Origin of the sequence: Bacteroides cellulolyticus, from assembly GCF_025567135.1 — a bacterium.
In the GTDB taxonomy this organism is placed as follows: domain Bacteria; phylum Bacteroidota; class Bacteroidia; order Bacteroidales; family Bacteroidaceae; genus Phocaeicola; species Phocaeicola cellulolyticus.
Genome location: NZ_JAOQJJ010000001.1, coordinates 149,463 through 165,730 on the forward strand (window position 1 = coordinate 149,463; position 16,268 = coordinate 165,730).

10 protein-coding genes are annotated in these 16,268 nt (G+C 41.2%); 1 reads left to right on the forward strand and 9 read right to left on the reverse strand.

Annotated elements, in window-relative coordinates; all coding sequences use genetic code 11:
• Positions 1-33: 33 nt before the first annotated feature.
• The 8 genes from hydE to OCV82_RS00675 form a co-directional block, all read right to left on the reverse strand.
• Positions 34-1,071: a [FeFe] hydrogenase H-cluster radical SAM maturase HydE gene (gene hydE / locus OCV82_RS00640; protein WP_154042615.1), complete on the reverse strand. Its 1,038-nt coding sequence runs from the start codon at positions 1,069-1,071 to the stop codon at positions 34-36.
• A 28-nt stretch (positions 1,072-1,099) separates the two neighbouring features.
• Complete coding sequence (locus tag OCV82_RS00645) at positions 1,100-2,578, reverse strand: 4Fe-4S dicluster domain-containing protein (protein ID WP_154042616.1); 1,479 nt, start codon at positions 2,576-2,578, stop codon at positions 1,100-1,102.
• A gap of 41 nt (positions 2,579-2,619) precedes the next feature.
• On the reverse strand, positions 2,620-3,156 hold the full coding sequence (locus tag OCV82_RS00650) for an FHA domain-containing protein (RefSeq protein ID WP_154042617.1): 537 nt from the start codon (positions 3,154-3,156) through the stop codon (positions 2,620-2,622).
• A 14-nt stretch (positions 3,157-3,170) separates the two neighbouring features.
• Positions 3,171-4,325: an HU domain-containing protein gene (locus OCV82_RS00655; RefSeq protein ID WP_154042618.1), complete on the reverse strand. Its 1,155-nt coding sequence runs from the start codon at positions 4,323-4,325 to the stop codon at positions 3,171-3,173.
• Between the two features lie 173 nt (positions 4,326-4,498).
• The gene (locus OCV82_RS00660; protein WP_154042619.1) at positions 4,499-6,577 is read right to left on the reverse strand and encodes a hypothetical protein; all 2,079 of its coding nucleotides are present in this window, start codon (positions 6,575-6,577) and stop codon (positions 4,499-4,501) included.
• Positions 6,578-6,592: 15 nt separating this feature from the next.
• Positions 6,593-7,480, reverse strand: coding sequence for a carbon-nitrogen hydrolase (locus OCV82_RS00665; RefSeq protein WP_154042620.1), 888 nt, complete (start codon positions 7,478-7,480; stop codon positions 6,593-6,595).
• 27 nt (positions 7,481-7,507) lie between these two features.
• Complete coding sequence (locus OCV82_RS00670) at positions 7,508-8,536, reverse strand: agmatine deiminase family protein (RefSeq protein WP_154042621.1); 1,029 nt, start codon at positions 8,534-8,536, stop codon at positions 7,508-7,510.
• Between the two features lie 26 nt (positions 8,537-8,562).
• On the reverse strand, positions 8,563-13,044 hold the full coding sequence (locus OCV82_RS00675) for a translocation/assembly module TamB domain-containing protein (RefSeq protein ID WP_154042622.1): 4,482 nt from the start codon (positions 13,042-13,044) through the stop codon (positions 8,563-8,565).
• Positions 13,045-13,228: 184 nt separating this feature from the next.
• On the opposite strand from OCV82_RS00675, the gene OCV82_RS00680 reads away from it, so the two are divergent.
• Complete coding sequence (locus OCV82_RS00680; RefSeq protein ID WP_154042623.1) at positions 13,229-14,668, forward strand: Na+/H+ antiporter NhaC family protein; 1,440 nt, start codon at positions 13,229-13,231, stop codon at positions 14,666-14,668.
• Here OCV82_RS00680 and OCV82_RS00685 read toward each other — a convergent pair whose 3' ends face one another.
• Positions 14,669-15,751, reverse strand: coding sequence for a glycerate kinase family protein (locus tag OCV82_RS00685; protein WP_154042624.1), 1,083 nt, complete (start codon positions 15,749-15,751; stop codon positions 14,669-14,671).
• Between the last annotated feature and the right edge of the window lie 517 nt (positions 15,752-16,268).

Sequence of the window (16,268 nt, forward strand, 5' to 3'; positions counted from 1 at the left end):
AAGGAGTTATGAAAGTTAAAGAATTAACTTCTCTTATTCAACATAATCTCCTCGACCGTAGTCAATAGTATAACCAATGGCACTAAGCTTTTGTTCAAGAAAAGCCAGACCTTCTGCTGCTTCGGCACCCATTGATGCCTTATTGTTGTACAGCGAATACTTGCTTCTTTCCTGTGGAGGAGAGAGATTTGGCATCACTACATTTGCACCTGCCAGTATTCCTCTTTCGCGTCCGTCGGGGGCGAGTGAAGCCAATGCCGTTGTTGACGGTATGAGTGCGTGTGGATGCATAAGTCTGAATATTGACAACAGGAGTAGGGTAGTGCGTATGCTGCCAGCGCTTTTATCAGCAAATGGAGTGTCACTGTGCGGTATGAAAGGGCCTATTCCTATCATCTGTGGCTTGAATTCGCCGATGAACAGAATATCTTCAATGATATTGTCTGTGGTCTGTCCCGGACTGCCGACCATAATGCCTGTACCTGTCTGATAGCCTATCTCCTTCAGATTCTTAAGACATTGCAGCCTGTTTTGCAGTGACATCGTTTCGGGATGCAACAATGAATAATGATGAGGATTGTGAGTCTCATGACGTAGCAGATATCTGTTGGCTCCGGCTTCATAGAACATCTTGTATGCTTCGTATGATTTTTCTCCCAATGACAGTGTTATGGCAGCGTCCGGATATTCCCGGCGTATGGACGATACAACGTCTGCTATTCTTTCGTCGGTCATATAGTTGTCTTCGCCACCCTGGAGTACAAAAGTACGGAACCCCAGCCTGTAGCCTTCGTCACAGCATTGCAGTATAGTTTCCTTGTCTAGTCTGTATCTTTCCACATTCCTGTTGCTACGGCGTATTCCGCAGTAAAGGCAGTCGTTGTGACAGCAGTTTCCAACCTCTATAAGTCCGCGCACGAAAATCCTGTTGCCGAACACTTTCTGTGTTTCGGAGCGTGCAATGCTGTTTATCAGTTCAAGACTGTCGTCATCGCAGTCATCCAATAATATACGAAATTCATCGGAAGAAAGTGTTTTCTCCCGATGAAGTCGCTCTATAAGTTTTCTCATATATATATGTGATATGAAAAATCTTTATTTATTCTTCTTCCTTGTAGTTCTCGTATTTCAGAGGACGTTTCAGCAAATCCTGATTAAGCTGTCTTTTGCCTGAAAGAGGATCGTTGAATGAACTTGGACCTGTGATACATCCTTCAGGGCAGGCCATCATTTCGATGAACTGTGCGTCAACTTTACCAGTCTTGGCGTATGCTCTGAGAACACCGATATTCTTCTTGTTGAAATCCGAAATCTGCATAATCTTAATGCCGTTTGCCTTTTCACCCAGGTAAGCTTTTACAGCTCCTGCCACACCTCCGGCCTGTGCAAATCCGTGAGCCTCGCATACAGATTCTTTGGCTACCTTGTATGGAGAAACTTCCTTCAGGTCGATTCCCATACCTTTGATAACTGAGCTTATTTCCTCGAAAGTCATCACATAATCTACGCATTCATCGCGCTGTGCTTCTTTTCTCTTGGCGATACATGGACCTATGAATACCACTTTAGCATCAGGATATTTCTTCTTTGCGATGCGTGATGCGTAGTACATTGGAGAACCTGTAGTAGAAACGTATGGTTTCATTGCAGGTATGTGCTTGTTTACAAGTTCTATATATGAAGGACAGCATGAAGTAGTCATAAACGTCTGTCCTTCAGCAATCTTTTCAAGAAGTTCGTGGGCTTCATTGCTTGTGGTCTGCATAGCTCCTTCAGCTACTTCGATAACATCGGCAAAACCAATCTGCTTTAATGCTCCATATACTTCATCTATTTTAGCATCAAACTGTCCGAGTATTGATGGGGCAGGGATGGCAATCACCTGTTTTCCTGCACGTATCTCTTCAAGAACATCGAACACCTGTGAAATCTCGAATATGGCACCGAAAGGACATGCGTTAAGACATTTTCCACAATAGATACATTTGCTTTCGTCGATATGCTCTATGTTGTGTTCATCCTTGCTGATAGCCTTTACAGGACATGCTTCCTCGCATGGTACAGGAATATATACGATAGCATGATAAGGACAGCTCTTATGACAGATACCGCAGCTTATACAAGTGTCGTGGTCAATACGTGCCTGACCTGTTTTCTTGTCGAAATGTACAGCACCTTTAGGGCAGTTCATGTAGCAGCTTCTTGCCACACAACCTCTACACAGGTTACTTACTTCATAGTTTACCTGAACGCATGATGAACAAGCCTCGTCTATCACGCAAAGAATGTTTTCCTTGATTTTTCCGTGTCTTTCAAGTGCCTTGCGTGCATATTCAGACAGCGGTGTAAGTTCGTCTGTCTCGTCGGACATATCCCATCCCAACAGAGGGAGTGACTTGTATTTTGTCACCGCACGTTCCTTGTGGATACAGCAACGTCCTACAGGCTGAGAACGTCTTGGACTGAATTCCAATGGAATACGGTCGATTTTTTCAATTAACTGTTTCTCCTTCCACAAAGCTACCAGATTTTCAAGCAGTTTGTGTCTCACAATCATTACGTTGTTGGTAAATGCCATAAGTAAAAAAGTAGTGTGATGTTAGTTAAAAATATAGTTTATTATTCATTATCCTCTTCTGCACCGCGCAGAATAAGAGTAGTAGCGCCTAGAGTGAAAATACTTCCTTCTTCGATTATAACTCTTTCTTTAGGCCCCAGGATTTCATTCATGTGGAATGTTCCTGTAATACTGTCGTTATCCCTTAATGTATATATTAATTTTCCTTGCTTGTTTCTTTTTACGTTGATTATGCAATGTCTGCGGTCCATGCTCGGATCGTTTGTTTCTATGGCTATATCAACATCTGTTCCCTTGCATCTGCGTCCTATCACGTTATCGCCTTCATGCAGAGGCAATACCTGTTTGTATGCAAAAGTGTTTTCAATAACCACTACATTGCCAAAATCCTTTGTTCCTTCCTTTTCGTCTATGATTTCTTCGCGACGTGTTGCTGCATTAAGCTTGGTACGTCCCAAACGTATGCTGAACTGTTTCTTACACTCGGGGCAGATGAAAACCAATGACTGTCCTTCTTCATACTTGGTTTCATCAAACTGGATGTAATTGTCGCATTTAGGACATCTTACTCTTTTCATTCCTTAAAAATTAATCATTTGGATTTATTCAGTAACCACGCTGTCTTGAACTGTTCGTCTTTTCTCAGTTCATTTATCTTTTCGTATGCTTTTGACTTGTCTGTATAGCGGTATAATGCTATACGGTAACGGTTGTCTGATGTCAGGATAGTAGCTTCTTCGTATCCCTGTTTCTTGAATTTGGCTAGCTCTTTTTCCGCATCCTGCATGGTTTGCAGACTCGATACGATAACGAACAGACCCTTATTTTGCGCAGAATTGCTTTTCTGTACTTCTTTTGTACCTTTAGTTTCAGCCTTAACTGCTTCAGTCTTTACAACCTCTTTCTTTGCGACAGCAGGTAATGCCTTTACTTCTTTAGAAGCTTTAGGCTCGGCTTTTTCCACCTTTACACTTTTAACAGCAACAGGACGTAAAGTGTTCACATTGTTTCGTCTGTTTGTAGCATTATTCTGCTTGATATCCTTTGTCTTAAGCGATGTTGTTGCCATTGACTTGCTTCTGATGGCATCAAGCATGGTTTCTGCTCCTAAAGATGCATAGCTTGAATTATCGAGATAAGTGTTCTCTACCGGAACAGAGAGTACAAAGAATAATATAACAGCAGCGGCAATTCCTACAGCATGCTCTGCCATACGCTTAATGATATGACGTTGTTTTGCCTTTTCTTTACTGTCTTCTTCGCGAGAAGGTACTGTTTCTATTATTATACGCGGTTCTACAGCGGTTTCCTTGACCGGTTTCAACTCAGAAAGAGGAGAAATTGAGAAACTGCCCAAACCATACAGACTCGGACTGAAGAAAGCATTCTGATATGGTTCAAAACCATATACTCCTGCCATGGTATAATATAGTGTTCCTATATTTTCAAGTTCTGCCTGTCCGTTTTTATATAATGAATCTTTTATTTGAGATACTACACTCTCTATCTTCCTGCTTGCGTCGGGAAAGTCAGTGTCGTAGGCTTGCATGTATGACTGTGCCAATAAACCGTCGTTTATTATAAGCTGCGGATTGAAACCGATAGTCCTTACCGGCGGGCAAAATACATTTGCAGAATCCTTGAACTCTGCAGCTTTATTGTGTGCAATGAAACCTCCCAGACCGGGAACTATTACACAGTCATTTTCCAGTAAAAGTACTTCTATATGTCTTGCTAGCTCTTTCATACTGCAAAATTATAATTTTTTTAGAAGACCGTACACGTTTTGAGGATAAATTTGTGCTTAAAACGGACTATTTTCTAAATAGTCAACTTTCAGGCTAATAAATCAAAACCATGTTCAGACTACGTTTACTGAACGTTTCCTGAACGCCCGGTGAACGTGTCCTAAAAGGTTTTTCAGCTCTGAATTTTACTCATCAGCACTTCTGCCAGTTCTGTCTGTTCTGCATCCTGTGCAAGTTTAATTCCTTCTTTCATTGTTTCTATGCCTTCTTTTGTAGTGAAGAAAGCATTGAAACGGCGGAGAGTCTGAATTTGCGGAATAGCGAAGTTTCTTGGCTCAGGATTGTGCGGACATAATGCAGAGAGTTGTTCCGCATCAATCTTCTCGTCGAGCATATCTCTGAAAAGATTTTTGTATGGCAGACTGAACTTGTTGGCCAAAGGCTTGAAAGTGACATGATACAGATTCTTCAGAGTTGTACGTCCGTTCTTGTCATGATAATTTACCTGTATTGGCTGATATGTACAGATTGCCATCAGTAAAGAATCGGCAACGGCAGAAGCGGAATCCTCGTCTTCCATATTGCATATTATTTCCTCACCGTCGAAAGGACTGTCCAGACCTTCCATTTTTGTCACCGCTGAATTTTCCAGATAAAGGATTTCGTCAGTGATAATTTCCTTTCCTTCTATTCCCCAATCAAACAGTCCTGTCCTAAGTTGGAAATGTCTGGACTGGTAGATATACTGGTTTCCTATTGTTGTTGTGACGCGGATATAATCATATTTCTGTGTTAAAGAGACTATTTCCTTTTGCATATTCTCTTTCATCGCTTCCTCGTCATCAGTTATATCGTCTGATTCCTTATCGATGGAAGTTTCAGCAGCCGGAAGTACTTCATTTTCTTCTTCATTAACAGGTGGTACTTCCTCTGTCGTTTGAGCTGTAAGGCTGAGATTTGCTATTTCACTTTCCAGGGTTTTCACTTTTTCGGAGAGGGTAGTGTTCTCTTCTTTCTCCTTATTATATAACTCTTTGAGTGATGCTATTTCCTTTTCACGGCTTTCTATTTCTTTGTTTAAGTTGTCTTTCTCTGCAATGTGAAGTTCATTTGCTGATTTTAACTCATTGCTCAGACTCTCTTTTTCCGCTTTGTGGCTTTCTTTGAGAGAATCTAATTCTTTGCTTAGCGTTTCAAGCTCTTTACTGAGATTTTCTTTCTCCTTGTTAAGAGCCTTTTTCTCCTTGCTGAGAACTTCCTTTTCTTTATTCAGAGTCTCATTTTCCTTTCCAAGTTCTTCATTCTTTTTGTCAAGGTTTTCCTTTTCGATGCCGAGAACATTCTTTTCTTGCAAGAGACTTTCCTTCTCATTACAAAGATTTTCTTTCTCTTTGATCAGTGCTTCTTTTTCTGTATTCAGTCCGGCAATAACCTTTTGCAGATTTTCAATTTCTCCGCTCATCTTTTCTGATTCAAAGGAAATTTTGCTTGTCTCTTCCTTATGCTTTTCGGAATTTTCTTTTGCGGATTTCTCCAGTTCCTCTTTTTCTTTGACTAAAGTCTCGTATTTTTCTTTGAGCGCTTTCAGCTCATCAGCCACCAACTCATATTCGCTGTTGTGATTTTCCTTTTCGGCTTGATGAAGTTCATGAAGCGATTCCAGCTCTTTGTTGAGGCTTTCTTTTTCAGAAAGATGACGCTCTTTGATTGATTTCAGTTCATTGTTGACTGCCTCATTCTCATTGCTGAGCGTCTCCTTTTCTTTGCTGATAGTCTCCAGTTCTTTAGCAAGATTTTCTTTTTCTGTGCCAAGAGTTTCCTTTTCCTTACAGAGTGTTTCTTTTTCTTTTTCGAGAATATCTTTCTCTGCATTCAATCTTTCTATGACCTTCTGCAGATTTCCGATCTCCCCGGACATCTTTTCAGATTCCAGGGAAACCTTATCTGTTTCTTCTTTAAACTTTTCAGAATTTTCCTTGATGGCGTTTTCAAGATTATCTTTCTCCATGACCAGGGCCTCGTACTTTTCCTTAAGCTCATTGAGCTCGTCGGATACCACCCCACATTCATTGCTGAGACTTTCTTTTTTCTTCTTGTACTTGTCGTTGAGGACGTTATATTCCCTTGATGTACTTCTCAACAGTTCAGACAGTCTTCTGTTTTCAAGCCTAAGTCTGGTAAGTTCGGTACTTTGAGCCTCAATGTCAAGCCCATATAATGCTTTAAAGATTTTAAGTGCAAGTTTACCCATGTCATGTATGATTTATCAATCTCTGAATCGTTTTGTCAGTTCTCCAAATTCGTCAATTCTACGGTCTCTAAGGAACGGCCACCAACGGCGTACGTTCTCGCTGCGGTTCATGTCTATATCTACTATGATATTTTCTTCCTTCATATTGTCAGCCTGGGCGATTATCTCTCCCTGCGGACCTGCCACGAAGCTGTTTCCCCAGAACTGGATACCGTTGGTCTGGCCTGAAGGATCAGGCTCGTGTCCTACACGGTTTACTGCGATTACAGGCAGTCCGTTTGCCACAGCATGACCTCTCTGCACTGTAACCCATGCACCGAGCTGACGAAGTTTCTCTTCCTGTGTGTCAGTACTTTCCCAGCCTATGGCAGTAGGATAGATGAGCAGTTCTGCTCCCTTGAGCGCCATCATGCGGGCTCCTTCCGGATACCATTGGTCCCAGCATACCTGTACACCGAGTTTTCCTACTGAGGTCTGAATCGGCTCGAAACCTATATCGCCCGGAGTGAAATAGAATTTTTCGTAATAAGCAGGATCGTCCGGAATATGCATCTTGCGGTATTTGCCTGCTATGCTTCCGTCCTTTTCGAACACTACGGCTGTGTTGTGATATAGACCTGCCGCACGGCGTTCGAACAGTGATGTTACAAGAACTATACCGTATGCCGCTGCTATTTCGCTATAAAATCCTGTTGAAGGGCCTGGTATAGGTTCTGCAAGGTCGAACAGTCTTGTGTCTTCTGTCTGGCAGAAGTAAAGTGAGTTGTGCAATTCCTGCAATACTACTAGTTGTGCTCCGGCTTTTGCCAGTGAAGCTATATTTCTGTGAAGTTTTTCCAAGTTATATTTGATATCTCCTGTGCATGACTGCTGGACGATACCTACTCTTATTATTCTGCTCATGTCTGTTAAATTATAATGTTGATGTTTTTATCCTTTGAATACTGATTCTGGATATTGCATTGTAACGCAATGCAATGATCCGTGCTGTTTGATGAGGGCATTACAGTCTATGCCTACGATTTCTCTTCCCGGGAAAGCCTGCGCCAGAACTCTTGCCGCTTCTTTGTCATTTTCAGGCTGACCGTAAGTAGGGTATAGCACAGCATCATTCATTATCAGGAAGTTCGCGTAAGTGGCTGGAAGTCTGTAGCCGTCCTCGTCATAGATAGCTTCAGGCATAGGCAGAGGAAGCAGTCTGTATGGTTTGCCGTCGAGTGTAGTGAATGATTCTAGCTGCTTTTCCATAGCCTGCAGGGCGCTGTAATGCTCGTCGTCGGGATTGCTGCATTTTACGTATGCTATTGTGTCGTCCGGACAAAGTCTTGCAAGGGTATCAACATGGCTGTCAGTGTCGTCGCCCGCCAGATAACCATAGTCCAGCCAGAGAATCTGCTGAAGACTGAAAGCATCTTTCAGATAGTCTTCTATCTCATGGCGCGACATTGTATCGTTTCTGTTTGGTGCCAGCAGGCAAAGCGATGTGGTGAGGAGCGTACCTTTTCCGTCGCTTTCAATGGAACCGCCTTCCAGAACGAAGTCACGCTTGTTTATATAGTCACCGTTCAGAATGTGCTTGCCGAAAAGCTTGCTGTTGATAAGGTTATCCTTGTCGGCAGCGAATTTCATACCCCATCCGTTGAAACAGAAATCAAGCAGTTGAGGGTCGCCATGTTTGTCTTTCAGTGTAATGAATGCGTGGTCTCTTGCCCAAGTGTCGTTAGTCTTGCACTGAAAGAACGTGATATTCTCTTTATATGGAAAATCTTTGAGTGCCTCCGGGAATTCCGGTGCAACAAGTAGGAGAGGTTGTCTTGATGCAATCTCTGTAGCGAGATTTACAAAACACTTTTCCACTTCTTCCAACATATAAGCCCAATCTGTATTGATGTGTGGCCATGTCAGCTGTATATAACTCTGTTTGTCCCATTCTGACGGGAGCGAAAGATTACTGTTCATTATTCTTATATTGTTTTTATGTGTATTCATTTCTTGTTCTCCGACATTTTCTTCTTTCTGTACAATCGGAAATTGCTTACCCAGTCAATAAGCTCGTCCCAACGGGTGAAATCCTTTTTATAGATAAGACCTATACCCTGCGTGGTGAGCGTTGATTTAGTGAAGTATCTGTCGTTCGTCTGGTTATATCCTCTCAATCGGAAGTCGCCGTTTTTGGTTAATAGCCAGATCGCTTCGAAATCGCCTACAAAGTTAGTATTTCTCAGCGTATTTTCCTTATATCCGAAGTTTCCGTTTATAATAAGTCTGTTGTTCAGAAGTCTTCCGCTCAGTATGGCTTCAGCCTCAACGTCTGTCCAACCGTTCTGACCTGTAGTAAGGTTTGTTCCAAGGTTCCAGTTCTGGCTGTCGATAACCTGCGAGAGCATATTGTTAAGCTGTCCTGACAATGTGCTGAATGCCAGCGAGCTAGTAGCGTCGGACTGTCCGCTCTGTGCGGCATAATCGTATGTATAGAATTTGCCAACTCCAAGCAGATAGATAATCTGTGTTGTCATCTGTTCCGGTGTGCTGGTCAGACTCTTCACTACTTGTCTGTCCTCTTCGTTTACTGTAGGCAACTCTATGTCGAAACTTAAATTTGGCGATGTCAACAGTCCCGAAAGGTTTACTATACAGTTCACCCTGATATTGCCCCTGGTGGATGTTGCATCCGCAATAAGGTCGTTCAATGATGCTGAAGGGACAGTGTAAACAGCCTGTACGTTCAGGTTCGCTGCCTTAGGGTCTCCATTGAAAGAAACGCTGCCTCCCTGTCTGAGGACAAAATCTTTCCTTATGATGTTCTGCATACTCAGCTTGTAGATACCTTCCGATATGTTGTAATTGCCGAATATCTGGAAATTACCTTTGTTGAAGAAGTTTATTCTCAAACTTCCTGTACCCTTCGCAGAGATGTAATCACCTGAAGCCGGATCCATTATAATTTTCATGTCGGCCTGTGCGGACGGTTCAATCTGTAGGTTTATTCTTATGTCTTGTGGAACTGCATTATCTTCATCAGTGTTCTGTTCGTTCAAATAATGATACAGTTCGGTATGTATTTCTTCCTGTCTTCGCTTTGGTGTTCTATCCACGAAAGTAATGAACTGCTTGCTTATGGCTTCAGTGGCCGTTCCTAGTACATAGACAAAAGAAGTCTTGTCTTCGGCCCTTACATTTCCGTCAACCACAAGTCCAGTATTCTCATTTCCTCTAATAGTAGTTCTTCCCGAAGCATAGATATTTCCGTAGAAAGGGAATTCCGGAGTTTCACTGTCTGAGCTGAAAACCATCATGTTATTTGTGTCGAACTGGAACATATAACTGAGGTGTTTGAGCTTTTGATGTCTTAAATATCCGTTTGCTACGCCTGAATTGCCTTCGCTGTCGGTCAGTTTTATATCCTTGAACAGAAATTCACCTGAGTTTATTATTACCGAATCGGCTTTGGCTTCGAATCTGCTGTTCAGTACATTTACTTTCATTCCAATTTCAGCCTTGGCTCTGCCTTCCAGGTCAAGTCCCTTGAACGGACCGAACAGTCGTACATTGCCGTACGCCTTTCCATGTATGTCGCTGAAAATATCTTTTATAAAATGCTGAAGGAAAGCCAAGTCTGTACCTCCGGCATTGATGTCCAGGTCAAGTCCTTTCTCCTTTGGCGATATATAGCCTTTTACGCCGGTAAATACTCCGTCCGACTTACGTATATCCGCATCGAGCAGTATTCTGCCTTTGTCGTTATCAAAACCGCCTTTTATATCAGCTTCCCCCAATAACGCCTCGTTCAGTGAGAAATTACCTACTTTGAGGTTGGCGTCAAGCAAAGGTTTCTTCAGCACATTTGAGACAAAGACTTTACCGCTTGCGTTCCCCTCGAATTTTACCGCATGGAATTGTATCATGTCCATTATGTACAGCAGATTTACGTTCTGAAGATCGACAATACAGGAATCTGCTTCGGTTGTACCCAGACGGCCGTTGATTTTTACATACTGTTTGCCATGTTCGAAAAGGAAGTTTGAGATGTCTATGCTGTCCTTGTCGATACTTATGTTCGACTTGTGTATGTTCCATATAGTGTCGTTAAGTACGATCTGGCTTGGTTTCAATTCAATGTCCGTATGCAGTTTGCCGTTATTGGCATTCTTCGAGAATATTGTATATGCAGAAACCTTTCCGCTATATGTAACGTTGGTGTTGTTTCCCCAAAATACGTTTGTAGCAAGCGTGTCGTTATATGCTATAGCATTCAGGCTTAAATTCACCATAGCACCTTTGTTCATCAGCAAGTTGGATCTTACATGGCAATGAAGGTCTTTCTGAGGGTTTTCGAACAGTAATGTGGTCGATTCGTATTTCTTGTTGTTGTATATGATTTCCGGAATATTGGCATTTATATAAACCTTTGTCTTGCTGTCGTCTATATATCCGTTGATAGTGGCCGGCATACTCATGTCGATTGGCAACTTCATGACTTTATGCAGAAAGTCTGAGTTGTCAATATTAAACTTGAGTGTAAAGTTATTGTCAGTTTTTTGTTTGATAATCTTGTTGTCTTCCTGGAAGAATGACGGAATATATCTGTGGGCCACCTTTACAACGCTCGAGGTAATGGTCTTGTATGAATAATTACCATTAATCTCGCCGTTCATGAAATCAGACTCTATCCTGACAGTTTTGCCATTCTCGTTTTTATTGGCCATAAGTCTGAAATATGGCAGAAAGTAATTGTTTTCCGTATCTTCCGAAGCACACATCAAACTGTCGATACTGATATTTCCTTCTATATCGTCAAGAGATTTACCATTAAAATCCGCCAAAAGATTTAAGGAATATGTGGTGTTGACATATTTTTTGCTAAGTTTCAGTTTGTCAGGTCTGAAATCCCTTAATCCTGCCGTAAGTTTAAATACAGGAGTTTCTTCAGCCGTGGAAAATTTACCGTCGATGTTTAATTTAATGTTTTCATCGTTTATGGCAATATGTCCGTCGAAACCGCCAGGAGTATATCTACCGTTCAGTATGATATTATGATAAGTATATCCTTTCACATCCAGGTATTTTATTTCCCCTTTTACATGTGATTCCGGCTTGTTATCCATATACGTAAGTCCATTCAAAGTCAAATTGAATGCTGCATTACCAAGCAGATTGTCTTTTTCTACAAGCTTACCCAAATTCAGTTCTTGTGAATATACTTTACCGGAATATGACCTTCTTTTATTGACCGAGTCTCTGTTCATGAAGAACTGCGATTGTATATTGCCTAGTGGGGTGTATATGGTAACTCTGTTTTCTATCTTGTCCGGTGTACCTTTTATTTTTCCGGAAACGCTTGCCGATGCGATTCTTTGGACTATACCGGGCATATTGTTGTTTCCGTTGATGTTATGGAAAATCCACTTTGCCCCTTTTTCGCTTACGTCAATTTTCTTGATGTCAATATCAAAATTGGTGTTTGCTGTGTCGCTGGCAAGGACAAGGTCGCCTCCCAATAACAGATTTACCGATCTGTCGTTTGAGAAGATGTTCAGGTTTCTTATACTATGGATAGTATTTTTGTTTGTCAACATGGCATTTATGTTGACGGTATCATTGAAGTTTTTTAGTGCCGGTATCAGCGGTTTTACGTCAGAAGGTACGATTTTGGCCGACAGGTCGCACATATAGTTGATGTCTGAAATCTGTTTGATTTGCATCATGTTGTCAAAATCTGCTTTCAGGCTGTCTATGCGTATGTTGCTGTTAGGAAGTAAAAGCTCGAAATCATCAATACGCAGGTTGTTTTTATTTCCTATGGCCTTGAAAGACAGTTTCTTCAGTGTCAGACCTGATTTCTCTGCCATACTTATACGTTTGACATGAATATTCAGCGAGTCCCGTGATAACGCTTTCAATGAAATATTAGCAGATATATTTTTTACAGAAACATGCGAAGGGTTGAACTTTACGTCAGTTTCATCCTCTGAAAGGATATTAAAATTGACGCTACTTCTTCTTACGAGTATTGAATTTATTCTTAAATCAATTATTTTCTTCTCTTTGTCCTTATCCTTGCTGGCGAATAAATCGGTAATGAATTTGATATTCAAGTCGGACTGTTTGTCTTTCTTGACAAGATTAAAGTCCGATCCGAAGAGTTGGATACTGTTTATGCTGATTTTACCTCTTAAAATAGCCTGTATATCGAATTTGGCTGAAAATCTGGCTATATTGACAATATTGCTGCAATCTTTATCGTATATCTCAAGGTCGTTTATTATGATTCTGTTGAGCAGACCTAAATCTATATTTCCGATTTTTACTTCCGTATGCAGTATTTTTGTCAGTTCGCGAACTGCAATAGCACTGATACTTTGCTGAACGAAAGGAATATTAAGCAAAGCTATCAATCCGAAATATATGACCATCATTGATATGATAATGGTTCTGAATGTATGTTTTAGCAGTGTGAACTTTCTCATTATAATGTGTAAATCAGTACAAAAATACAAATATCATGCTTAATACACCCATAAAAGCTAATGATATTTCAGAAATTTTGCAAAAAAAACGGAATATCATTGTCTTTTTTATGTGAATAAGAGAAAATATTCAGACCTTTGCACGGGTTTTTATTCAGGTTTAAAATTAAGATTGTTTTTGAGGATGAAAAAATTGACAACTTATCCCTCTCCATTTTTCTCTATTTTGCCAATTGCCATATTGGTGGTCTTGTTGTATTTCACTATCGGAAGTTTCGGATCTGATGCTCTTTCAGGTGCCAGTCAGGTTTGTCTGCTTATTGCTACAGCCATTTGTGCAGCAATAGGAATGACAGGTTATGGCATAAAATGGAAAGACATTGAACATGCCATAGTGAATAATATAGCAGGAGTGAGTTCGGCTCTTATCATACTGCTGATTATTGGAGCTTTGTCTGCCGCATGGATGCTCAGTGGAGTAGTGCCTACATTGATTTATTATGGTGTGCAACTTATACATCCGAGTCTTTTCCTGGCATCATGTTGTGTTATTTGTGCGATAGTGTCTGTTATGACGGGAAGCTCGTGGACTACTATTGCAACCATAGGTATTGCATTGATGGGAATAGGAAAGGCTCAGGGCTTTGAAGAAGGCTGGATAGCAGGCGCTATTATTTCAGGAGCTTATTTTGGTGACAAGGTATCTCCTTTGTCCGATACTACTATTCTTGCGTCATCGGTTACGGATACTCCGCTTTTCACTCATATCAGGTATCTGATGATAACTACGGTGCCTTCGATAACGATAGCACTTATAATATTCCTGATTGCAGGTTTCAATCATGGAGTAGGAAGCACAGCAGAGATGACAGAATTTGCAAATGGTCTGGCCGACAGGTTTAATATTTCATTGTGGCTGTTGCTGGTACCGGTTGTGACCGGAATACTTATAGCCAAGAAAGTTCCGTCTATCATCACGCTGTTTATTTCGGCTACTATGGCAGTTGTGTTTATGCTCATATTCCAGATGGATAACGTGATAGAACTGGCAGGCGGAAGCAGCGATGTGAGATCTATATTCAAGACTACTTTGCAGACATTGTTCACTTCGTCAAGTCTTCAGGCAGAGACATCGCAGCTTACTGAGCTTATTGCCACCAGAGGTATGGGCGGCATGATGAACACTATTTGGCTGATAATCTGTGCCATGTGTCTGGGAGGCGCCATGACCGCTTGCGGAATGCTGGCAAGTATTACAGGAATGTTTGTGAAATTCACACGTAAGCTTACAGGTATGGTGGCTTCTACGGTAGGTTCGGGTATTTTCCTTAATCTGGCTACTGCCGACCAGTATATATCCATCATTCTTGTGGGAAATATGTTCAGGGATATATACAAGAACAACGGTTATGAAAGCCGTTTGCTTAGCCGTACAACAGAGGATGCCGTTACGGTGACATCAGTGCTGGTGCCGTGGAACACTTGCGGAATGACTCAGGCCACTATCTTGGGTGTGCCTACGCTGGTGTATCTGCCATACGCATTCTTCAATTATATCAGTCCGTTGATGAGCATTTTTGTTTCGGCTATAGGATATAAGATATTCCGTGTGAAGAAAGACTAATCAAATTTTTTTTGATATAAGTGGTAGAAGGTGGGCTTCGGTCCACCTTTTTATGTTTGCTATGGCATTGTCCGGTTTCACCGCCTCTTCTGTAGGCATATCGTCAGGTGTAATGCTATACACCTTGTCAAATCCTTCGGAAAGCAGCTTCTCGCAGTCGTCAGTACGTCCGGCTATCATCCATACAGGAACGTTGTGTTTCTGTGAATGTCTCAGTATTCGTTCCGGCAGTTTCCCCATCAGGGTTTGACTATCTGCGTGTCCTTCGCCTGTGATAACCATATCGGCTCCGTTTAGGAGGCTGTCAAAATCCGTAAGTTCAAGCAACAGATCGGCACCCGACTTGAAAGTGGCATTGAAATATTGCAGGAAAGCATATCCTAATCCTCCTGCCGCACCTGCTCCGGGCTCGTTTGATTTGTCTTCTCCAATGAGGCTGGCAGATGCCTCTGCAAACTCCTTCGCTCTTCTGTCAAGTTCTATTACCATTTCCTCTGTGGCGCCCTTCTGTGGTGCAAAGATATATGCAGCTCCGTTATTTCCGCATAACGGATTTCGTACGTCGCTTGCCAGTGTGAAGCGGCAGTCGCTCATTTCTTTGTCTATAATCTCTTTTACATTTCTTCCGTATGGAAAACTGTCTGAAATTGCTTTTAGCATTCCTCTGCCAGCATCGCTGGTGCCGCTTCCTCCAAGGCCGATAATGAAATCCCTGCAACCTGCATGTAAGGCATGTATTATCAGCTCGCCAACACCGTAGGTGGTTGCTATCATCGGATTACGTTCTTCTTTTGACATAAGTGTCAGTCCGCATGCCTTAGCTGTTTCTATTACAGCCGTACCGTCAGGTGTTATTCCGTACTGTGCAGTTATTGGGCGCATTAGCGGGTCGTGAACTATAGATTCAACTATTTTATCGTTCATGGCAGATATGAATGCTTCAAGCATACCTTCTCCTCCGTCAGACATTGGAATTTTATGTATCTCAACTTCTTTTGATTTTAGAGAAGAGAAAACGATGTCTTCAACTTCTTCCGATGTGAGACAACCTTTGAATGAATCTATGGCGAGGATTATTTTCATGTTTGTACAAATATTGCAATTCAGATACAAATTTATTGAATTAAGTCCGAATATCAATATTGAAACAGAATGTTATTTTGTCAATTTGACATTTTGATAAATTGAACGGCTGTGGTTGCGAAAATTGCTGATTGATATATGAGGCTTGAGAATTTTAAAATCTCGATAAACTTTAGCTGTTGTATTAGTAGTAAAATGTTATTGATAATATAAAATTCCATTCGTTTTGATGTAATATTAAGCTTAATTATATTGATGTGTTGTTGCTAACCTTGTGTTTTCTACTTTATGATATTATTTATTGTTACTACGAACTAGAACTTTAACTGCATATTATTTGTATTATTATTAGTACCAGTTCTTCATGTGAAAACGCTTTGTCTTTTCAGTTGGAATGACAAGACATTTTATCTTGAATGGGCTGTCGTTTTTCCTGTTGATAATAGATTTTCTGAAGAAGAGAAAGGTTAATTGTAGCTTCAAATTTAACACTTTTGCCTTGTAAATGTGTGATATA